Source organism: Rathayibacter sp. VKM Ac-2754 (assembly GCF_009807095.1).
Taxonomy (GTDB): Bacteria; Actinomycetota; Actinomycetes; order Actinomycetales; family Microbacteriaceae; genus Rathayibacter.
In genome coordinates this window covers 77858-98590 of record NZ_WUCC01000006.1, presented here as the reverse complement: position 1 = coordinate 98590, position 20733 = coordinate 77858, and the positions used below count along the sequence as shown (strand labels likewise).

The window sequence follows — 20733 nt, the reverse complement described above, 5'->3', positions numbered from 1 at the left end:
CGTAGCGCTCAGCCGGCGTCGCGCTCAGCCGGCGTTGTGGGCGGGGTCGAGGCACACGAGCAGCGCCGCGGTCCAGTGGCAGAGGAACGCCACCGCGGTGAGCGCGTGGAAGATCTCGTGGAACCCGAAGACCCCGGGGATCGGGTTCGGCCGCTTGAAGCCGTACACGACCGCGCCGACGGTGTAGCAGAGCCCGCCCACCAGGACGAGGACCATCATCGCCGCGCTCGCCTCGAAGAGCGGGCCGAGGTACATCACGGCGGCCCAGCCGAGCAGCAGGTAGAGCGGCACGTAGAGCCAGCGCGGCGCCGAGATCCAGAAGACGCGGAAGCCGATGCCCACGAGCGCCCCCGCCCAGACGAGCGCCAGCAGCAGCCAGCCCTGCGACGGGGGCAGCGCGAGCGCCGCGAGCGGCGTGTAGGTGCCGGCGATGAGCAGGAAGATGTTGGCGTGGTCGATCCGCTTCAGGATCACCTTCGTCCGCGGCGCCCAGTCGAATCGGTGGTAGAGCGCGGAATTGCCGAACAGCAGCAGCGACGTCGTCGTGAAGACAGCCGCCGCCCACTTGGCCGTCGCGCCGTCGGCCACGCCGATCAGCACCACTCCCGCCACGATCGCGAGCGGGAAGAGGCCCGCGTGGATCCAGCCGCGCCAGGTCGGCTTCGCCTCGGCGGCGCTGCCGTGCTCGATCTCGTCCTCGACGAGCGGCAGGTTCGGCAGGTCGGGTCCGTTCGCGACGTCCTGCGCGACCGCGAGATCGGCGGCGCGTGCTGACGACGCCTCGGCCGGGTCGGGGGAGGCGGGCGTCGAGGTCATACGCGACAGGATACGACGCGCTCCCGGGCGGCTCCCGGCCCCGCACAGGCGAGCCCCGCGTGCCGACTGCCGTGGACCATCGACTACCGTGTCCCTGTGCCGAAGTCGAGACTGCCTGTGGGGAGGGACCTCCTCTACGGCGTCTACAAGAAGCGCCTGCGGTCGAGCTTCGCTCCCGGGACGCTGCCGAACCACGTCGCCATGATCATCGACGGCAACCGCCGCTGGGCGCGTCAGCGCGCGCTCGAGACGGCCGCGCACGGGCACCGGGCGGGCGCCGCGAAGGTGCACGAGTTCCTGCAGTGGTGCGACGAGCTCGGCATCCGCCACGTCACGCTCTACCTGCTCTCGCAGGACAACCTCGTCGGTCGCGAGACCTCCGAGCTCACCGAGCTGATCGCGATCATCGCCGACCTCGCCGAGGAGGTGTCGCAGCAGCCCGACTGGCGCGTGCAGCACGTGGGCTCGGACGACGGACTGCCGGAGTCGCTCGTGACGGCGCTCGACAGCGCGGAGGAGCGGACCGCCGACCACACCGGCCTGCACGTGAACCTGGCCGTCGGCTACGGCGGGCGGCACGAGATCGCCCAGGCGGTCAGGAGCATCCTCGACGAGCACGGTAAGCTCGGCTCCTCGATCGAGGACGTCGCCGGCCTGCTCACTCCCGAGCTGATCGGCGAGCACCTCTACACCAGCGGGCAGCCCGACCCGGATCTGGTGATCCGCACCTCCGGCGAGCAGCGCCTCTCGGACTTCATGCTCTGGCAGAGCGCGCACAGCGAGTTCTACTTCATGGAGGCGCTCGGCCCCGACATCCGCGAGGTCGACTTCCTCCGGGCGCTGCGCGACTACGCCGGCCGCCACCGCCGCTTCGGCAGCTGACCGACACCCGACCGGAAGGGCCGGCATGACCGCGCACGACGCCGCACTCGCCGCCTACCTCGAGACGTTCGACGAGGAGACGGGGTACCTCGACTTCGCGCGGGTGGGGCCGATCTCGTCGACCGCCGTGGCCGAGCAGGCCGCCGCCTCCGCGCTGCTCGCGCGAGCCGCCGCCGAGACACTCGACGAGCTGTTCCGGCAGGACGCGCGGGTGCGCGAGGCCGTCGCCGCTCTCGTGCGCTTCCCGGCCGATCGGATCGTCTTCCAGCCGAACACCTCGACCGGCCTGATGCACGCCCTGCTCGGAGTGCCGGGAGCGGTCCTGCTGTCGCCGGGGGAGTTCCCGAGCCTCCCGTTCGCCGCGGTGCGCACGGCAGCGCTGCGCGGAGAGAGGTCGCCGGTGTGGCTCGAGGGCGCGGCGGGGCACGTGACGCCCGCCGGCGTCCGCGAGCAGCTCACGCCCGAGATCGCCGCCGTCGCCCTCAGCCTGGTCGACTCGCGCACCGGCCACGTCGCCGATCTCGAGGGGATCCGCGACGTCATCGGCGACCGCCTCCTCGTCGTCGATGCGATCCAGGGCTTCGGAGTCGTGGACGCTCCCTACGAGCTCGCCGACGTCGTCGTCTCGGGCGGTCAGAAGTGGGTGCGGGCCGGCTGGGGGACGGGCTTCCTCGCCCTCGGCGATCGCGCCCTGTCCCGCCTCGCTCCGCTGCTGTCGGGATGGACGGGCGCCGACGCTCCGGAGCCGTGGGACGAGGTGGGAGCTCCTCGGGCGGGCGCAGGAGCCTTCAGCATCACGAACCCCGACCCGATCGCGCAGGCCCGCCTGGCGGCCGCGCTCGAGGACATCGCGGCGGTGGGCGTGCCCGCCGTCGCCGCTCGCGTGGCCGACCGGGTGAGCGCGATCATCGACCTCGCCGACGAGTTCGGCCTCGCCGTCGTCGGCTCTCGCGACGAGCGGAGCCGTGCGGGGATCGTCGTGCTCGAGCCGGCGCCGGAGGAGCTCGGCCCGCTCTCCGCGGCGCTCGCGGCCCACGGAGTCACGGCGCGGCTCCGCCCCGGCACCGTGCGATTCAGCGCTCACGCGAGCACCACCGACGAGACCCTGGCCGTGCTCCGCTCCGCGCTCGTCTCGGCGGCGACCGTCGTCGAGTACTGACGGCTGTTCCGCCGACGGCCGTTCACATACTGGTTACACGTTCGTAGCGCAAGAAAGCACACGCCTGTCATTCGCGGGGTTAGGTTCGAGTCATCAGGTACAGCGCCTGGTCGAGACGGCCACACAAGTACGGCTCGATATCGCGCAGACCACCGAAGGGAACTGCGCGGTGCACCAGTTGCACCCATGGGGCCGGCTCGCAGCATGAGTCGGGGGCCCGCGCCCCCGAGTGTGGAGAGTCGACGTGACAGTTCCCCAGGGCATGGATCCGCAGACCGCAGCGCAGGGCGGCGTCCACCGCCGAGCGCAGCGGGACTCTGCGAATCCGACCGGACAGCTCCAACGCACCTACGTCCTCGACACGTCGGTGCTGCTGTCGGATCCCTCCTCGATGTTCCGCTTCGCGGAGCACGCCGTCGTGCTGCCGGTCGTGGTGATCAGCGAGCTCGAGGGCAAGCGCAACGATCCCGAGATCGGCTACTTCGCCCGGCAGGCGCTGCGCAATCTCGACGAGCTGCGCATCCAGCACGAGCGGCTCGACTTCCCGATCGCCGTCGGCAACGGCGGCACCCTCCGCGTCGAGCTAAACCACTCGAACATGTCGGTGCTGCCGAGCGGTCTGCAGCTCGGCGACAACGACGCCCGGATCCTGGCCGTCGCGATGAACCTGCAGACCGAGGGCGCTCTCGTGACGGTCGTGTCCAAGGACATGCCGATGCGAGTGAAGGCCGCCTCCATCGGCATCGCCGCCGAGGAGTATCTGGCCGAGCTGGCCCCCGAGTCGGGCTGGACGGGGATGGACGACATCACGCTGGCCGGCGACGCGATGAGCGAGTTCTACGACCGCGAGCGCCTCTTCACCGACGTGGTCGCCGAGATCCCCGTGAACACCGGGCTCGTCGTGCACTCCGACCGCGGCTCCGCGCTCGCGAGGGTCACCGGCAAGCGCCAGATCACGCTCGTCCGGGGTGACCGCGACGTCTTCGGGCTGCACGGGCGCTCGGCGGAGCAGCGGCTCGCCATCGACCTGCTCCTCGACCAGGAGGTGGGCATCGTCTCGCTCGGCGGCCGGGCCGGCACCGGCAAGTCGGCCCTCGCCCTGTGCGCCGGACTCGAGGCGGTGCTCGAGAAGCGGCAGCACAAGAAGATCATGGTGTTCCGCCCGCTCTACGCGGTCGGCGGTCAGGATCTCGGCTTCCTCCCGGGTGACGCCGCCGAGAAGATGAACCCGTGGGCCCAGGCTGTCTTCGACACCCTCGGCGCCCTCGTCTCGCAGAACGTGCTCGACGAGGTGATCGAGCGCGGGATGCTCGAGGTCCTGCCGCTGACCCACATCCGCGGTCGGTCCCTGCACGACGCGTTCGTGATCGTCGACGAGGCGCAGTCGCTCGAGCGGAACGTCCTGCTCACGGTGCTCTCGCGCGTCGGCCAGAACTCGCGCGTGGTGCTCACCCACGACGTCGCGCAGCGCGACAACCTGCGGGTCGGGCGGCACGACGGCGTCGCCTCCGTGATCGAGACGCTGAAGGGGCACCCGCTCTTCGCGCACGTCACTCTCACGCGATCGGAGCGGTCGGCGATCGCGGCCCTCGTCACCGAGATGCTGGAGTCGAACGAGCTGGCCTGAGCGCCGGCCGGGGCACCTCCGGCTCGTCAGAACGCGTTCGGCTCGCGGAATCTCCCGATTCCTGCGCGCCGGACGCGTTTCTGCGAGCCGGAGATGTTCGTGCGAGCCGGAGGTGGCGCCGGGGCGGGCGGCGTACCGTGGGGAGGTGAGCATCCTCGATGACGCGCTCCTCGAGCGCTTCCGTCTCCGCGCCGCCGACTACGACGAGCGCAACGCCTTCTTCGCCGAGGACCTCGACGAGCTGCGGTCGATCGGCTACCTGGCGCTCTTCGTCCCCGAGGATCTCGGCGGCCCGGGCCTCGGCCTGGAGCAGGTCGCGGCCGAGCAGACGCGCCTGGCGACCGCCGCTCCGGCCACCGCGCTCGCGATCAACATGCACCTCGTCTGGACGGGCGTCGCGCGCGTCCTCCGCGAGCGCGGCGACGACTCCCTGACGCACGTGCTGCGCGACGCGGCCGCCGGTCACGTCTTCGCCTTCGGCAACAGCGAGGCCGGCAACGACCTCGTCCTCTTCGACTCGCTCACGCGGGCCGAGCCGCTGCCGGACGGCGGCCACCGCTTCACCGGCACCAAGGTCTTCACCTCGCTCTCACCGGCCTGGACGCGGCTCGGAGTGTTCGGCCGCGACGACAGCGGTCCCGAGCCCCGCCTCGTGCACGGCTTCATCGACCGCGAATCGCCGGAGTCGCCCGTGGCGGGCCTCAGCGTCCGCGACGACTGGGACACGCTCGGCATGCGCGCGACGCAGAGCAGGACCACGGTGCTCGACGGCGTCGAGGTGCCGGCCGAGCGGATGTTCCGCTCGCTGCCCGTCGGCCCCTCCGCCGACCTGCTGGTCTTCGCGATCTTCGCGAACTTCGAGCTGCTGATCGCCTCCGTCTACCTCGGGATCGCGCAGCGGGCGCTGACCCTCGCCGTCGAGGCGGCTCGGCGCCGCACCTCGCTCAAGGCGGGCGGCCGCTCGCTGGCCGACGACCCCGACATCCGCTGGCGGATCGCCGACGCGGCCATCCTGCTCGACGGCCTGGAGGCTCCTCTGCACTTGGCCGCCGCCGATGTCGACGCGCTGATCGACCGGGGCGCGCGCTGGTTCCCCTCGCTGGTCGGGGTCAAGATCCGCACCACGGAGGCGGCGCTGCGCATCGTCGAGAGCGCCGTGCGTGCGTCGGGGGGCTCCGCCTACTCGCGGCACTCGGAGCTGTCCCGGCTCTACCGCGACGTGCTGGCAGGGCTCTTCCACCCCTCCGACGACGAGTCGGCGCACTCGACGTTCGCGAACGCCTGGCTGGGCCCGGTCACGGCCCGGGACTGACTCCGCGAGAGGTCCTTCGAAGGGGCCCACTCCAGTGGACGGCCGGGCTGTGGAGAACTTCTGCAGGGCGGGCGCCGTTCGGTCTACGGTCGGCGGATGCGCCAGGGCCCCGTACTCGATGGGGTCGCCGTCGTGCTCGGAGCTCTGACGCTGGGGGTGGTCGCCGTTGCCGGGGGAGCGGGTGTCGCGGGGCTCGTGATCGCGGCGGTCTCGGTGCCGCTCGTGCTCGCGGACGTGCGCCGGCACCTTCTGCCGAACGTGCTCACCGTGCCGATCCTCGCTGCAGGCGCCGTGCAGGCGCCGGAAGAGGTGCCGACGGTCGCCGGGGTCGCGCTGGTCCTCGGTGCGCTCCACCTCGCCGGCGGGCTCGGGATGGGCGACGTGAAGCTCGGAGCAGGGCTGGCGTTCCCGCTCGCGGCGCTCGGATCCGGTCGTGCGGCCGCGGGAGTCGGAGCGGCCTTCCTCCTCGCCGGCGTCTGGACACTGCCGCAGCTGCTCGCCGGCGACCGCTCACGGGTCGCGTTCGGACCCTTCCTGCTCGCCGGCTTCTGGATCGTCGTCGCGGCCGGCTGAGCGGGCCTGGTCTCTCCGTCGGCGCGGTGGTAGACCGGACGCGGCGGTACTCGCCGCGGGGGGAGGCTCCGATGGATCGGGACGCGCGGACGACCTGCGTGATCGTGGGAGCCGGGCCGGCGGGGCTCGTGCTCGGCCTGCTGCTCGCGCGCGCCGGCGTCGAGGTGACGGTGCTAGAGAAGCACGCGGACTTCCTGCGCGACTTCCGCGGCGACACGGTGCACCCGACGACGCTCGGGCTCCTCGACGACCTCGGGCTCCTGGCCCGCTTCGACGCGCTGCCGCAGTCGAGGATCCGGCGCGTGAGCGTCCCGACGGCGAACGGTGCCCACGCGGTCCTGGCCGACTTCTCGCGGCTGCCGGTGCGGCATGCGTACATCGCGATGGTGCCGCAGTGGGACCTGCTGGATCTGCTCGCCGAGGCGGCAGCGGCCGAACCGTCGTTCACCCTCCTCACCGAGCACGAGGTGACGGAGGTCGTCCGCGACGGCGACCGCGTCGTCGGAGTCCGGTTCACGGCGCCGTCGGGGTCGGGGCGACTCCTCGCCGACCTCACCGTCGCCTGCGACGGGCGATGGTCGGCGGTGCGCCGCTCGGTCGGCCTCGAGGCGCGGGAGGTCGCCGTCGGCTTCGACGTCTGGTGGTATCGGATCCCGACCGGGCGCGCGGTGGGGGAGTCGCTGCTGCCGCGGATCGGGGCGGGCCGGGTGGCGATCGCCATCCCGCGTCGCGGCTACCTCCAGGTTGCGCGCCTGGGGCGGAAGGGCACCGATGCCGAGGTGCGCGCCCGCGGGATCGAGGCCTTCCGGGCGGAGGCGGCGGCACTCCTGCCCGAGGTGGCCGACGACGTCGACGCGATCGCGTCGATGGACGAGGTGAAGCACCTCGACGTCCGCCTCGACCGCCTCCGCCGCTGGCACGCGCCGGGCGTGCTCTGCATCGGCGACGCCGCGCACGCCATGTCTCCCGTCGGCGGAGTCGGCATCAACCTCGCCGTCCAGGACGCCGTCGCGACGGCCCGGCTTCTGGCCGGTCCCCTCCGCAGGGGCGTCTTCGGGAGCGGAGGCGACACGCTGCTCGCGCGCGTCCAGCGCCGTCGCGGACTCCCCGCCGTACTCGTCCAGACCCTGCAGAGGCTCCTGCACGCCCGCCTGATCCTGCCGGCGCTGAGCGGCCGCCTGTCGGGCCCGCCGCCGTCCGTCGTCGCGCTCCTGCGCACCCTCCCGGCCCTCGCGGTCGTGCCCGCCCTCCTCGTCGGAGTCGGCCCGCGCCCCGAGCGCGCGCCCGCGTGGTCCCGCCGTCCGTGATCGTCGGCGGACCGCTGCCCCCGACTTCCGACGCTGGCGGGTCTTCTCCCTTCGCTGCCGCTCGAGTGGGCCGCGGAGCGCGCCCCCTCCTCGCTGGTCAGCAGCCCACGGAGCGGACCCCCTCCTCGCTGATCGAGCGACCCGTACAGCGGACCCCCTCCTCGCTGATCAAGCAGCTCGTATGGCGGGCTCCTTCCTCGCTGATCAAGCAGCTCGTGTGGCGGGCTCCTTCCTCGCTGATCGAGTAGCCCGCGGAGCGGGCGTATCGAGATCCACCAGCGTCAGAAGGCCGGATCGGAAGGCTGGTCTGCTGACGCTGGTGGGTCTCGATACGCCCCTGCGGGGCTACTCGACCAGCATGGGGAGGACGCCGCGCGCCGATTCGCCGCCGTCGGCAGGAGAAGCGGCTTCGCCGCTCGATAGGCCCGTTCTGCGGGCTCGGTCAGCATGCCCAGGCAAGGGGATCCACCGAGTCCGCCGTGCGCGCCCGGATCACCTCGACCGAGCAGCCCGTACCCGGACCAGCCGACCACCGCGGAGGCGAACCGGCGAAACGCGTGCCAGCGTTTCGCCGTAGCCGTTCGCACCCCGCTCTGCGAAACGCCCCCTCCGCTCTGCCGACCGCGGTGAGGTCTGCGCTCGCGCAGACCTCACCAAACGATTCAGCCCGGCCGGGTCATCGACATGACGTCGAGGGCCGCGTCCAGCTGCTCCTCCGTCACCTCGCCGCGCTCGACGAAGCCGAGGTCGACGACCGACTCGCGGACGGTGATGCCCTTCGCGACCGAGTTCTTGGCGACCTTCGCGGCGGCCTCGTAGCCGATCACCTTGTTGAGCGGCGTGACGATGGACGGCGAGGACTCGGCCAGGGCGCGGGCGCGCTCGACGTTCGCCGTGAGGCCGTCGACGGTCTTGTCGGCGAGGAGGGTCGCCGAGCTCGACAGGAGGCGGATCGACTCGAGCAGGGCGGTGCCCATGACCGGGATCGCGACGTTGAGCTCGAAGGCGCCCGAGGCGCCGGCCCAGGCGATGGTGGCGTCGTTGCCGATGACGCGGGCGCACACCATGAGGACCGCCTCCGGGATGACCGGGTTGACCTTGCCGGGCATGATCGACGAGCCGGGCTGGAGGTCGGGGATGTGCAGTTCGCCGAGCCCGGTGTTGGGGCCGGAGCCCATCCAGCGGATGTCGTTGTTGATCTTGGTGAGGCTGACGGCGAGGACGCGCAGCGCGCCCGAGGCCTCGACGAGGGAGTCGCGTGCGCCCTGCGCCTCGAAGTGGTCGCGCGCCTCGGTGACGGGCAGCCCGGTCTCGTCGGCGAGGCGGGCGATGACCTTCTGCGGGAAGCCGGCCGGGGTGTTGATGCCCGTTCCGACCGCCGTGCCGCCGAGCGGGACCTCCGCGACGCGGGGCAGCGCCGAGCGGACGCGCTCGATGCCGAGCCGGATCTGCATCGCGTAGCCGCCGAACTCCTGGCCGAGGGTCACGGGCGTCGCGTCCATCAGGTGGGTCCGCCCCGACTTGACGACCTCGGACCACAGCTGAGCCTTGACCTCGAGGGCTTCGGCGAGGTGCTCGAGCGAGGGGATGAGGCTCTCGATCAGCGCGCCAGTCACGGCGACGTGCACCGAGGTCGGGAAGACGTCGTTCGAGGACTGCGAGGCGTTGACGTGGTCGTTGGGGTGCACGGTGCGGCCGAGCGCGGTCGTCGCGAGAGTGCTGAGCACCTCGTTCATGTTCATGTTCGACGAGGTGCCGGATCCGGTCTGGTAGACGTCGATCGGGAAGTGCTCGTCGTAGCCGCCGCCGACGACGAGGTCGGCCGCGTCCGCGATGGAGCGGGCGATATCGGCGTCGAGGACGCCCAGCTCGGCGTTCACGAGTGCTGCGGCCTTCTTGATCCGCGCGAGGGCGGCGATCTGCGCGGACTCGAGGCCCGCCCCCGAGATCGGGAAGTTCTCGACCGCGCGCTGCGTCTGCGCGGCGTAGAGCGCATCGCGGGGGACGCGCACCTCGCCCATCGTGTCGTGCTCGATGCGGTAATCGCCGGAATCGGTCGGGGAGTGATCCACCACGCTGTGTTCGTCCTTGTCTTCTGTGTCGTCGGCGCCGTGCGGGTTGTCGGCGTCGTCTGGAGTGCCGGCTGACGTGTGTCGCGCCGGCCGGCTAGAGGAGCGGTGAACCGTCGGGCTCGACGGCCTGGAGCGGCGTCAGCATCCGCTCCTGCTCGGAGAGGTACGGGCTCAGCTGCGGCGGGTCGATGCCGAGGACGACGTCGGAGCCCACGGTGCCGTCCGAGAGGCGGTAGTTCGCCCCCACGACGGCCAGCTCGCCCGAGGCGACGGCGTCGGCGATGAGCGGGGAGCGCTGGAGCAGCTCGGCGACGGTGTCGCGCAGGTGCTCCCTCCCGACGGCGAGGGCGTCGGTCGCCGACGGGTCGACGAGGACGCGGCCGTCGGGCTGGGGGCCGACGATGCGGCGCACCGCGGGGATGATCGGCTCGATGAGGTGCTCGATGTGCGGCGGGAGGCGCTCCGCGCCGGGGGCCTGCGACTGGATCGCCGCCTTCACGGCGCCGCACTCGTCGTGGCCGAGCACGAGGATCAGCTTGACCCCGAGGACGGCCACGCCGTACTCGAGCGAGCCGATGATCGAGTCGGCGATGACCTGACCCGCGTTGCGGACGACGAAGAGGTCGCCGAGGCCCAGGTCGAAGATGATCTCGGCGGCCAGGCGCGAGTCGCTGCAGCCGAACAGGGCGGCGAGCGGCTTCTGCTCGGCGGCGATCTCGGCGCGGCGCTCGACGTCCTGGCGCGGGTGGCGGGGCTCGCCGGCGACGAAGCGCTGGTTGCCCCGCAGCATCTCCTTCCACACCCAGGCGGGCGGTCGGGACTCCCGGGGGACGGGGATGGACTGCGGTGCGTCCCGGTCGTTCAGGTCGTGGCTCATCGTGACTCCTCCTTGCCGATCTGCGGGGCGATGGCGTCGACGACCTCGCGGATCTCCTCCGTCGACGCGGTGCCGTAGACGAGGTAGGTGCTCGACCCCTCCGTCGTCTCGAGAGCGTACGGGGTGTTGCCCGTGTCCGCTCCCGAGTCGCGGCGGTCGTAGACCGTCCAGTCGCGGCCGTCGATCTGCTCGACTCCGGTCGCGGCGGCACGGTCGAGCTGCGAGCCGACCCAGTCCTCGTCGGCCTCGAAGCCCTGGCTCACGCCGATGTAGCCCGCGTTCGGGGTGAGCAGGCCCACGTACCAGTAGTCGACGCCGCCGTCGGTGCGCAGCTCGGCGGCGTTGGCCGACCAGCCCTCGGGCATCTCGGGGACGACGAGAGTCTGCGTCTCACCGAGCTGCAGCTGCGACGCGACGTCGGAGACGTCGACCGGGGGACGCTCCGTGCCGTCGCCGCGCGGGACGACCAGCACGATGAGGGCGACGACGCCGACCGTGGCCAGGAGGGAGAAGACGAGGTTGTTGACGGTCTTGCGCTGGCGGTAGAGCCGGGAGTTCTCGGCCTTGCGGGCGGCCATCTCGGCCGGGGTCTCGGGACGGCCGAGCTCCGCGACCACGCGGGCCTGCTTGCCGCTGCGGCTCATCCGGCGCTCGATCCGCCGGAGCGGGCGGCGTCGAGGCGCGCCCGCGCTCCGATCAGCCACTCCTCGCAGCGTGCCGCGAGGGCCTCGCCTCGCTCCCACAGTGCGAGCGAGCGCTCGAGGGTCGAGTTGCCCTGCTCGAGCTCGGAGACGACCCGGACGAGCTCGTCGCGGGCCTGCTCGTAGCTGAGCTCGGCCGTGCCCGGGGACGATGTGCCCTCCGAGGCGGGGGAGTCGGTGCGGGCGTCGGCCATGGGGATGATCCTATCGATCGGTGCTGGAGGGGGACTCGGTGCGGATGTTGTCATCCGCGCCCGGCGGGATCGGCCGATGCGCCCTCGGACCGCGCCGCGACGGCGCCCTCCGCCAGGGTCAGGACGAGCGCCTCTCCCGACGCCGCGTCGGCGGGAGCGCGGACCACGTGGCCCGAGGCGTTCTGCACGATCGCGTAGCCGCGATCGAGCGTGTGCTGCGGCGACAGCGCGCGGAGCTGCCCGTGGAGGCGCTCCACCTCGAGGTGGGCCCGCTCGATCCGCCGCTCGACGAGCTCGGCCCCGCGCGCGACCCAGCGGGTGAGCTCCTCGGCGTGGCGGTCGACCAGGACGTGGGGCTGCGCGAGCACGGGCCGCGTGCGCAGCTGCGAGAGACGATCGACCTCGTGCGAGACGAGCCCGCTGACCCGGCTGGTCATCCGCAGTCGCGCCTGCTGCATGCGCAGCAGCTCGTCGGAGACGTCGGGGACCACGCGCTTGGCCGCGTCGGTCGGTGTGGAGGCCCGGAGATCGGCGACGTCGTCGAGGAGCGGCCGGTCGGCCTCGTGGCCGATCGCGCTCACGACGGGGGTCGTGCAGGCGGCCACCGCGCGCACGAGCCTCTCGTCGCTGAAGCCGAGCAGGTTCTGGAAGTCGCCGCCGCCGCGGGCGATCACGATCACGTCGACGCTCTCGTCGGCCTCGAGCGTGCGAAGGGCCGCGAGGACCTCGGTCACCGTGCGCTCGCCCTGGACCGCGGCGTGCACGACGCGGAACCGCACGGCGGGCCAGCGCAGCTGGGCGTTCCGGAGGACGTCCTTCTCGGCGTCGGAGTCCTTTCCCGTGATCAGGCCGATGCCGTGCGGAAGGAAGGGGAGCGGCTTCTTGCGGCCCGCCTCGAACAGCCCCTCGGAGGCGAGCTGCCGGCGCAGGCGCTCGAGCTTCTCGAGCAGGTCGCCGAGACCGACGTGCCGCATCTCGAAGACCTGCATCGAGAGCGTGCCGCCCTTGACCCAGTAGTTGGGCTTCACGAGGGCGATGACGCGGTCGCCCTGCGCCAGATCGGCGGGGAGGCGGGCGCGGACCGAGGACCACACCGTGAATCCCACCGTCGCGTCGCCCGAGAGATCCTTGAGCTTTCCGTAGACGTTGCCGCCCGACACGCCCCACTGCGTGATCTCGCCCTCGACCCAGGCGGTGCCCAGCCGCTCGATCCAGCCCTTGATCTTGCTCGCGAGCAGGCCGACCGGCCAGGGGGCGTCTGCGGTGGGAGGGGCGTCTGTCATCGGTGCCTTCGCTGGAGCGGGCGGGGGGAGCGGGGGGGGGCGGACCCGCGTCGACAACGGTACGGGATGCCTCCGACACCGCGGCGGCTCAGGATCGAGCCCGTAGAATCATGGAGTGAGCGAAGCCCAGATCAGTCTGCCCATGCCCCGCATGCCCCGCGCTGCGGGACGTCTGCGCGACATCCCCGTCGACGGGCCCAAGCGCGTCCTCCTCGCCGCCCCGCGCGGCTACTGCGCCGGTGTCGACCGCGCGGTGGTCGCCGTCGAGAAGGCGATCGAGCACTACGGCGCCCCGGTCTATGTGCGCAAGCAGATCGTGCACAACGTGCACGTCGTCTCGACGCTCGAGAGCCAGGGCGCCATCTTCGTCGACGAGGTCGACGAGATCCCCGAGGGATCGCACGTGGTGTTCAGCGCCCACGGGGTGTCGCCCGCCGTCGTGCAGGGTGCCGCCGACCGCAACCTGCAGGCGATCGACGCGACCTGCCCGCTGGTCACGAAGGTGCACCGCGAGGCCGTGCGCTTCGCCCGCGACGACTTCGAGATCCTCCTCATCGGCCACGAGGGACACGAGGAGGTCGAGGGCACCGCGGGAGAGGCTCCCGATCACGTCACCCTCGTCGGCAGCCCCGACGACGTGCCGAACATCCACGTGAAGGACCCGGACAAGGTCGTCTGGCTCTCGCAGACGACGCTCTCGGTCGACGAGACGATGGAGACGGTGCGCCGCCTCCGCGAGCGCTTCCCCAACCTGCAGGACCCGCCGAGCGACGACATCTGCTACGCGACCCAGAACCGCCAGGTCGCGATCAAGAAGGTCGCGGCCGGCGCCGAGCTCGTGATCGTGGTCGGCTCGGCGAACTCGTCGAACTCCGTCCGCCTCGTCGAGGTGGCGCTCGAGTACGGCGCGAAGGCCTCGTACCGGATCGACTACGCGAGCGAGATCAAGCAGGAGTGGCTCGACGGCATCCGCACCGTCGGCGTCACGAGCGGCGCCTCGGTGCCCGAGATCCTCGTGCGCGAGGTGCTCGACGACCTCGCCGCCGCCGGCTACGGCGACGTCGAGGAGGTCAAGACGGCCGAGGAGGACCTGATGTTCTCGCTGCCCAAGGAGCTGCGGAAGGACGTCGCCGGCAAGCGCGACGCCCGCGGCGTCGGCGGACGGATCAGCGCCGCGAGCTGACGCTCGCACCGCACAAGCGAAGAGGCCGCCACTCCCGAGGGAGGGCGGCCTCTTCGCGTGAGCGCGGGATCAGGCGTCGATGCCGGCCGAGCCCTGCGCGGACATCTGGTTGACGTACTCGCTGAAGGTCGGGTCGCCGAGGATCGCGATCGCGGCGACGATCATCGAGAGGACGACGGTCGCGACGATCCCCAGGATGGGCACCAGCACCGCGCGCTTGCCGGCGCGCAGCCGGCGGATCGAGATCCAGACGGCGAAGGCGACGATCAGCGACTGAGCGAGGGCGAGGACGACTCCGAGGGCCCGAGCGAGATCGGGGGAGGCGTAGGTGCCGATGCCCTGGGTCTGGTAGAGCTCCTCGAGCGTGGTCGCGAAGCTCGACGGGTCGAGCAGCGTCGGCACGGCGAAGAAGACGCCGAGGGCCAGCAGCACGATCGTCAGCAGCCGGTCGACGGGGTGCGCCGCGGCCGGACGCGCGGCCGCCGTGGCGGGCCGCGGGTCGGAGTCGGAGCCGCGCGGGTCCGGGACGACCACCGCCTCCTCGGGAGGCTGCCACGACCAGCCGGGCGGCGCGTACTCGCCGTACTGCGGCTTCGGGCGCTCGGCGCGGCCCGGCTGGTCGTGTGCGTTCGTCACGGAGTGCTGTCCTACTTTCCGGAGTGCCCGGCGGAGCCGAGCTGGCGGGTGGCCTCGGCCACGCGGGCGGCCATGGCGGTCTCGGCGATCTTGCCCCAGGCGCGCGGGTCGTAGACCTTCTTGTTGCCGACCTCGCCGTCGACCTTGAGGAAGCCGTCGTAGTTCTTCAGCACGGTGTCGGCGATCGAGCGGCTGAACGCGTACTGCGTGTCGGTGTCGATGTTCATCTTCACGACACCGTTGCGGACGGCCTCGGCGATCTCCTCGTCGGTCGAGCCGGAGCCGCCGTGGAAGACGAGGTCGAGCGGCAGGGCGGCGGTGCCGTACTTCTGCTGCAGGCCGTCCTGGATCTCGCGGAGCAGCTCGGGACGCAGGCGCACGTTGCCCGGCTTGTAGACGCCGTGCACGTTGCCGAAGGTCAGCGCCGCCATGTAGCGGCCCTGCTCGCCGAATCCGAGTGCCTCGACGGTCGCGATCGCGTCGTCGAGTGTGGTGTAGAGGTGCTCGTTGATGTCGTGCGAGACCCCGTCCTCCTCGCCGCCGACGACGCCGATCTCGACCTCGAGGATCGCGTTGATGTTCTTGACGCGGGGGAGGATCTCCTTCGCGATGGCGAGGTTCTCGTCGAGGGGCACGGCGGAGCCGTCCCACATGTGCGACTGGAACAGCGGCTCGCGGCCGGCCTTGACCTCTTCCTCGGAGGCGGCGATCAGCGGGTAGACGAAGCCCTCGAGCGCGTTCTGCGGGCAGTGGTCGGTGTGCAGCGCGACGGTGACCGGGTAGTTCTTGGCGACCTCGGTCGCGAACTTCGCGAAGGCGATCGCGCCCGCGGCGCGGTTCTTCACGGTGTGGCCGGCGAAGTAGTCCGCGCCTCCCGTGGTGACCTGGATGATGCCGTCCGAGCCGGACTCGGTGAGGCCCTGCAGCACGGCGTTGATCGTCTGCGAGGACGAGACGTTGAAGGCGGGGTAGGCGAATCCGCCGGCCTTCGCCTTGTCGAGCATCTCTGCGTACTGGTCCGGGGTAGCGACGGGCATGGCATCTCCTTTGACGGATGAACGGGAGTGGGTCGGGCGAGGCCCGCGTCGCCGATGAGTCTAGCGAGGCGGGGCTGGGCCGCCCCCGGGGTGCGTCGGGCGCCTCCGGTAGGCTTCGAGCCGGGATGGGGATCCGCGACAGCGGGTCCTGCGACGACGCCGTCTGCACGAATCGAATGCGAAGGACTCCGCGCTGTGACCGACAACGACTCTCTGTATCTCCACCCTGACCGGAACCTCGGCATGGAGCTCGTCCGTGCCACCGAGGCCGCGGCCATCCGTGCCGTGCCCTTCATCGGCAAGGGCGACAAGAACGCCGCCGACGGTGCCGCCGTCGACGCGATGCGCACGTTCCTCGGCACCGTCAACTTCGACGGCGTGGTCGTGATCGGCGAGGGCGAGAAGGACAACGCGCCCATGCTCTACAACGGCGAGCACGTCGGCAACGGCTCGGGTCCCGCCGCCGACATCGCGGTCGACCCGATCGACGGCACCTCGCTGACCGCGGCGGGTCGCCAGAACGCGCTGTCGATGATCGCCGTCGCCGACCGCGGAGCGATGTTCGATCCCTCCGCCGTCTTCTACATGCAGAAGATCGTGACCGGGCCCGAGGGCGTCGGCATCATCGACATCGAGCGGCCGATCGGCGAGAACATCCGCGCTCTTGCCCGCGCCAAGCGCAAGCCGGTCGACGAGATGCGCATCGCGGTGCTCGACCGGCCGCGGCACGCGCAGCTGATCGACGACATCCGGGCCGCCGGTGCGGGCACGCGACTGCTGCTCGACGGCGACGTCGCGGGCGGCATCAACGCGGCCCGCCACGACTCGCGCCTCGACATGTGCGTCGGCATCGGAGGCACCCCCGAGGGCATCATCACGGCGTGCGCGATCCGGGCGCTCGGCGGAGTGATCCAGGGCAAGCTCCACCCGAAGGACGACGACGAGCGCCAGCGCGCCCTCGACGCCGGACACGACCTCGACCGCGTGCTGCACGCGAACGACCTGGTCCGCAGCGACAACACCTACTTCGTCGCCACCGGCGTCACGAACGGCGGGCTCGTGAAAGGCGTGCGCAAGGAGGGCCACGTCATCACGACGGAGTCGATCGTCCTGCGCTCCCGCTCGGGCACCATCCGCCGCGTGACCGCCCAGCACCTCGCGGAGAAGTGGCTCTAGCGAACCTGTCCGCCGCGCCCCGGGTCACGTCGAGTCGCCACGCCGGCATGTTGGTCGGGTAGCCCCGCAGGGGCGTATCGGGACCCACCGGCGTCAGCAGATCAGGCTTCTGCCCGGCCTTCTGACGGATGTGGATCTCGATACGCCCGCTGCGCGGGCTGCGGGCTCGATCAGCATGGATGGGGCGACAGCGGTGAGGTGACATCTCCCGGGAGAACCGTCTCTCGGGAGGACGCCCCGCCGGCCCGCCGGTCGAGTAGCCGCCGAAGGCGGCGTATCGAGACCCACCTCCCTACGGGCGCTCCTCTCGATGACGCGCGAACGGGCGCGATCCTGCCCGTCAGGCGCTCCGCTCGTCGTCGAGGGTGTCGGGAGTCAGGAGCTCGACAGCGGTGAGGCGACGGGGTGAGGCGGTGACGCCTCCGAGCGGGGCGATGACCCGCGACTCGTCGAGGGTGTCGAACTGGCGCGCGGTGACGAGCACGCGGCTCTCGAGCGAGCCGGCGAAGGCGTTGTAGGAGTCGACCGTCTTCTCGAGGGAGCGGCGCAGCCCCTCGGCGTGGTCGGCGAGCGTGCCGAGCCGCGCGTAGAGCGTCTTGCCGAGATCGAGGAGGCGCTTCGCGTCGTCGGTCAGGACGTCCTGCTGCCAGGTGTACGCCACGGTCTTGAGGACCGACCAGAGGGTGACCGGGGAGGCGAGCGCGACGCGCTTGCGGAAGGCGTACTCGAGCAGGCTCGGGTCGGCGTCGAGCGCGCTGGCGAGCAGCGGCTCGCTGGGGATGAAGGCGATCACGAACTCCGGGCTCGCGGGGAGCCCGCTCCAGTACTCGCGGGCGGCGAGCGCGTCGATGTGGCCGCGGAGCGCGCGGACGTGGGCCCGCAGGAGCGCCGTGCGGCGCGCCTCCTCGTCGGTGCCCGCCCCGACGGGGATGGCGCTCGCCTCGAGGTAGGAGTCGAACGGGACCTTGGCGTCGACCGCGATCGCCTTGCCGCCGGGGAGGCGGACGACCATGTCGGCGCGCCCGCGACCGGCCTCGCCCTCGAGCCCGAACTGCACGTCGAAGTCGACCCGCTGGGTGAGCCCGGCCGCCTCGACGACGTTGCGCAGCTGCGTCTCGCCCCAGGCGCCCCGGCTGGTGCTGGATCGCAGCGCCGAGGCGAGGGTCTCGGTGGTCGAGCGCAGCCGCTCGCCCGCGACGCGCTGCACCTCGAGCTGCTCGGTGATCGCGCCGAACTGGGCGGCGCGCTCGCTCTCGAGCCGCCGCACCGACTCCTGCATGCCGCGCAGGCTCTCGGCGACGGGGGAGAGGGTCTGCAGGATCCGCGCGTCGTGCCGCTCGCGCTCGGCGACGACCCGGAGCTGCTCCTGCAGCTCGCGGATCTGCTCGCGGGCCGAGCCGAGGTGCTCGCGGTGCTGCTCGACGACGGCCTCGTGCCGCTCCTCCAGACCCTCGGCGCGAGCGCGCGCGGTGGCGAGCTCGAGCGAGAGGGCGGCATCGGGAGTACGGGAGCGGATGAGGAGGAGCGCCGCGATCGAGGCGAGCAGGGCGCCGATCGCGAGGCCGATGACGAAGGAGTAGTCCATGCCGGTGATGACACCACGGACCTCCGACATCCGTGCTCCTGCCCCTCGGAAGGGTGTAGTGGCCGGGGAGCGGTGGCGTCGGTGCTTGCCCGTAGGCTTCGCAATCATGGGGAATCACCGCCGCTCATCGCGCCTGCTCACCGCCGCGCTCGCCGTCGCCGTCGGGCTCGGAACCGCTATCGTCCCGATCTCGTCCGCCTCCGCTGCCGAGGACGTCGCCCCGCCGGCGTCCGTCCTCGTCGACCCGGGTACGACCGATTCGCTCGTCGCGGTCGACGACGGCACCGGGCTGCCCGACCAGGCGGTGCAGTACGAGGCGAGCAGCACCAAGAGCTTCCGCGCCGGGTACATCTTCAGCGACGCGAACTTCTTCGACAGCGATTCGCGCACCGCTTCGCAGATGCAGGCGATCCTCGACGACAAGGGCCAGAACTGCTCCGGCACCCCCAACGGCGTCCCGTGCCTCAAGGCGTTCAGTCAGCAGACGCCGAGCAAGGCGGCCGACGCGATGTGCAAGGCGTACACCGGCAGCTCGCGGGAGTCGGCGGCGTCGATCTTCACCCGGGTCGGTGAGGCCTGCGGCATCAACCCGCTCGTGCTCGCCGTGCTGGTGCAGAAGGAGACCAGCCTGGTCACGACGACCAGCCCCACCGAGCGCCTCTACAACCGTGCGACCGGCTTCAACTGCCCCGATTTGACCGGCTGCGACAACGGTTCGGCCGGCTTCTTCACCCAGGTCTACGGGGCCGCGCGTCAGTTCAAGAAGTACGCGAACCCGCCCGGATCGGGTTCCACCTTCACCGCGTACGCGAAGGACACGACGCCGAGCATCCTCTACAACCCCGACACCTCGTGCGGTTCGTCGCCCGTGACGATCCGCAACCAGGCCACGGCGAACCTCTACTACTACACGCCCTACCAGCCGAACGACTACGCGCTCACCAACAGCGGCAACCAGGCCTGCGCGACCTACGGCAACATCAACTTCTGGTACATCTTCAGCGACTGGAACGGAACGCTCGCCAACGCGGGGATCGCGCCGGTCGGCCGTCAGGACGCGCCGCGCATCTCCGGTGGCACCCTCACCGCCTCCGGCTGGGCCGTCGACCCGACCACCCAGCAGACGGCCCTCTCGACCACGGTGACCGTCACCGCTCCCGACGGCTCCAAGACCGTCCGCACGCAGAGCGCAGGCGGCGACCGCGGCGACATCCCCGGCGAGTACCCGGCTGCGGGTCGCCGGCACGGCTTCACCGCCACGGTGCCGGCGTCGGCGCAGGGCACCTATACCGTCTGCGTGAGCGCCGCCTCCGTCGCCTGGAACCTCTGGACCGGCTCCGGCGACTCGAAGGCCCCCGGATCGAAGGACCTCGGCTGCACGACTGCCAGCAACCAGGGCTCCGTGGCCGTCAGCCGTCTCGCCGGCAGCGACCGCCAGGGCACGGCCGTCGAGATCTCGAAGGCGACCTTCGGTGCGAACGTGCCGGTCGTCTACGTCGCGACCGGCGGCAACTTCCCCGACGCGCTCAGCGCAGGGCCGGCGGCCGCGAAGCAGGGCGGCCCGCTCCTCCTGGTCGACCGCGACTCGATGACCCAGGCCGTGCGCGACGAGCTGACCCGGCTGAAGCCGGCCAAGATCGTCGTCGTCGGATCGGCGCTCAGCGTGAGCGACGCGCTCAAGAACGACCTCGCCGAGTACACGAAGTCGATCCAGCGCATCGGCGGAGTCGACCGCTACGACACCTCGAAGCAGATCATCCAGTACGCGTTCCCGCAGGGCTCCACGAAGGCCTGGCTCGCGACGGGCGAGAAGTTCCCGGACGCTCTCAGTGCGAGCGCGGCCGCGGGATCGGTCAGGGCGCCGGTCGTGCTCGTGAACGGCGGTCTCCCGACGGCCGACGCCACGACGAAGAGCCTCGTCAGTCAGCTGGGCGTCAAGACCCTCACCATCGCGGGCAGCGCGCTCTCGGTCAGCGAGGGGATCAAGAACTCCCTGCCGGTGACCTCGACGCGCATCGGCGGCGTCAACCGCTACGACACCTCCGAGAAGCTCAACCGCGCGGCGTTCACGTCGGCGAGCACCGTCTACCTCGCGACGGGCGAGAAGTTCCCGGATGCTCTCGCGGGGGCGACCGCGGCCGGGTTCACGAGGAGCCCGCTCTTCGCCGTGCAGCCGACCTGCGTCCCGCAGGCCGTGCTCGACGACATCCGCACGCTCGGAGCCAAGAAGGTTGTGCTGCTCGGCGGTACCGGGACGCTGTCCGACTCGGTCGCGCGACTCGAGTCCTGCGGCTGATCGCCTCCGCCCCTGCC

The 20733-nt window shown here is 71.6% G+C and carries 18 protein-coding genes; 9 read left to right on the top strand and 9 right to left on the bottom strand.

Annotation, left to right across the window (positions count from 1 at the left end):
- Positions 1-24: 24 nt before the first annotated feature.
- Entirely contained in the window at positions 25-816 is a 792-nt protein-coding gene (gene trhA / locus GRS92_RS11740; protein ID WP_159856507.1) for a PAQR family membrane homeostasis protein TrhA, read from the bottom strand.
- A 96-nt stretch (positions 817-912) separates the two neighbouring features.
- Between trhA and GRS92_RS11735 the strand changes: the two genes are divergently transcribed.
- The 6 genes from GRS92_RS11735 to GRS92_RS11710 all read left to right on the top strand — a co-directional run bounded on the left by GRS92_RS11735 (position 913) and on the right by GRS92_RS11710 (position 7676).
- Entirely contained in the window at positions 913-1698 is a 786-nt protein-coding gene (locus GRS92_RS11735) for an isoprenyl transferase (protein ID WP_159856505.1), read from the top strand.
- Positions 1699-1723: 25 nt separating this feature from the next.
- Entirely contained in the window at positions 1724-2857 is a 1134-nt protein-coding gene (locus GRS92_RS11730; RefSeq protein ID WP_159856503.1) for an aminotransferase class V-fold PLP-dependent enzyme, read from the top strand.
- Between the two features lie 262 nt (positions 2858-3119).
- The gene (locus GRS92_RS11725; RefSeq protein ID WP_159856946.1) at positions 3120-4484 is read left to right on the top strand and encodes a PhoH family protein; all 1365 of its coding nucleotides are present in this window, start codon (positions 3120-3122) and stop codon (positions 4482-4484) included.
- 145 nt (positions 4485-4629) lie between these two features.
- Positions 4630-5796, top strand: coding sequence for an acyl-CoA dehydrogenase family protein (locus tag GRS92_RS11720; RefSeq protein ID WP_159856501.1), 1167 nt, complete (start codon positions 4630-4632; stop codon positions 5794-5796).
- A gap of 96 nt (positions 5797-5892) precedes the next feature.
- The gene (locus GRS92_RS11715) at positions 5893-6369 is read left to right on the top strand and encodes a prepilin peptidase (RefSeq protein ID WP_159856499.1); all 477 of its coding nucleotides are present in this window, start codon (positions 5893-5895) and stop codon (positions 6367-6369) included.
- Between the two features lie 71 nt (positions 6370-6440).
- Positions 6441-7676 (top strand): FAD-dependent oxidoreductase, encoded by a 1236-nt coding sequence (locus GRS92_RS11710; RefSeq protein ID WP_159856497.1) that lies wholly within the window; start codon positions 6441-6443, stop codon positions 7674-7676.
- 662 nt (positions 7677-8338) lie between these two features.
- Here GRS92_RS11710 and GRS92_RS11705 read toward each other — a convergent pair.
- From GRS92_RS11705 to xseA, 5 genes are all read right to left on the bottom strand, one after another.
- A complete protein-coding gene (locus GRS92_RS11705) occupies positions 8339-9751 on the bottom strand; it encodes a class II fumarate hydratase (RefSeq protein WP_159856495.1) in 1413 nt (470 codons plus the stop codon).
- 91 nt (positions 9752-9842) lie between these two features.
- On the bottom strand, positions 9843-10538 hold the full coding sequence (locus GRS92_RS11700; RefSeq protein WP_159856944.1) for a carbonic anhydrase: 696 nt from the start codon (positions 10536-10538) through the stop codon (positions 9843-9845).
- A gap of 83 nt (positions 10539-10621) precedes the next feature.
- Positions 10622-11269 (bottom strand): DUF4245 domain-containing protein, encoded by a 648-nt coding sequence (locus tag GRS92_RS11695; RefSeq protein WP_159856493.1) that lies wholly within the window; start codon positions 11267-11269, stop codon positions 10622-10624.
- Positions 11266-11520, bottom strand: coding sequence for an exodeoxyribonuclease VII small subunit (locus GRS92_RS11690; RefSeq protein ID WP_159856491.1), 255 nt, complete (start codon positions 11518-11520; stop codon positions 11266-11268). The genes GRS92_RS11695 and GRS92_RS11690 overlap by 4 nt, the downstream gene beginning before the upstream one ends.
- A gap of 50 nt (positions 11521-11570) precedes the next feature.
- Positions 11571-12803, bottom strand: a complete 1233-nt coding sequence (gene xseA / locus GRS92_RS11685; RefSeq protein ID WP_159856489.1) for an exodeoxyribonuclease VII large subunit — start codon at positions 12801-12803, stop codon at positions 11571-11573.
- A gap of 142 nt (positions 12804-12945) precedes the next feature.
- Here xseA and GRS92_RS11680 point away from each other — a divergent pair, with 142 nt between their 5' ends.
- Positions 12946-13986 carry a 4-hydroxy-3-methylbut-2-enyl diphosphate reductase gene (locus GRS92_RS11680; protein WP_159856942.1) on the top strand — a complete coding sequence of 347 codons (1041 nt, stop codon included), beginning with the start codon at positions 12946-12948 and terminating at the stop codon, positions 13984-13986.
- Positions 13987-14055: 69 nt separating this feature from the next.
- On the opposite strand, the gene GRS92_RS11675 is transcribed toward GRS92_RS11680, so the two are convergent.
- Positions 14056-14622, bottom strand: a complete 567-nt coding sequence (locus GRS92_RS11675) for a DUF6264 family protein (RefSeq protein ID WP_159856487.1) — start codon at positions 14620-14622, stop codon at positions 14056-14058.
- Between the two features lie 11 nt (positions 14623-14633).
- A complete protein-coding gene (fbaA, locus tag GRS92_RS11670) occupies positions 14634-15659 on the bottom strand; it encodes a class II fructose-bisphosphate aldolase (RefSeq protein ID WP_159856485.1) in 1026 nt (341 codons plus the stop codon).
- Positions 15660-15902: 243 nt separating this feature from the next.
- Here fbaA and glpX point away from each other — a divergent pair, with 243 nt between their 5' ends.
- Entirely contained in the window at positions 15903-16835 is a 933-nt protein-coding gene (gene glpX, locus GRS92_RS11665; protein WP_159856483.1) for a class II fructose-bisphosphatase, read from the top strand.
- Positions 16836-17175: 340 nt separating this feature from the next.
- Here the strand turns inward: glpX and GRS92_RS11660 are convergent, their stop codons facing one another.
- Positions 17176-18450 carry a DNA recombination protein RmuC gene (locus tag GRS92_RS11660; protein ID WP_159856481.1) on the bottom strand — a complete coding sequence of 425 codons (1275 nt, stop codon included), beginning with the start codon at positions 18448-18450 and terminating at the stop codon, positions 17176-17178.
- Between the two features lie 76 nt (positions 18451-18526).
- On the opposite strand from GRS92_RS11660, the gene GRS92_RS11655 reads away from it, so the two are divergent.
- The gene (locus GRS92_RS11655; protein WP_159856479.1) at positions 18527-20716 is read left to right on the top strand and encodes a cell wall-binding repeat-containing protein; all 2190 of its coding nucleotides are present in this window, start codon (positions 18527-18529) and stop codon (positions 20714-20716) included.
- Positions 20717-20733: the final 17 nt, after the last annotated feature.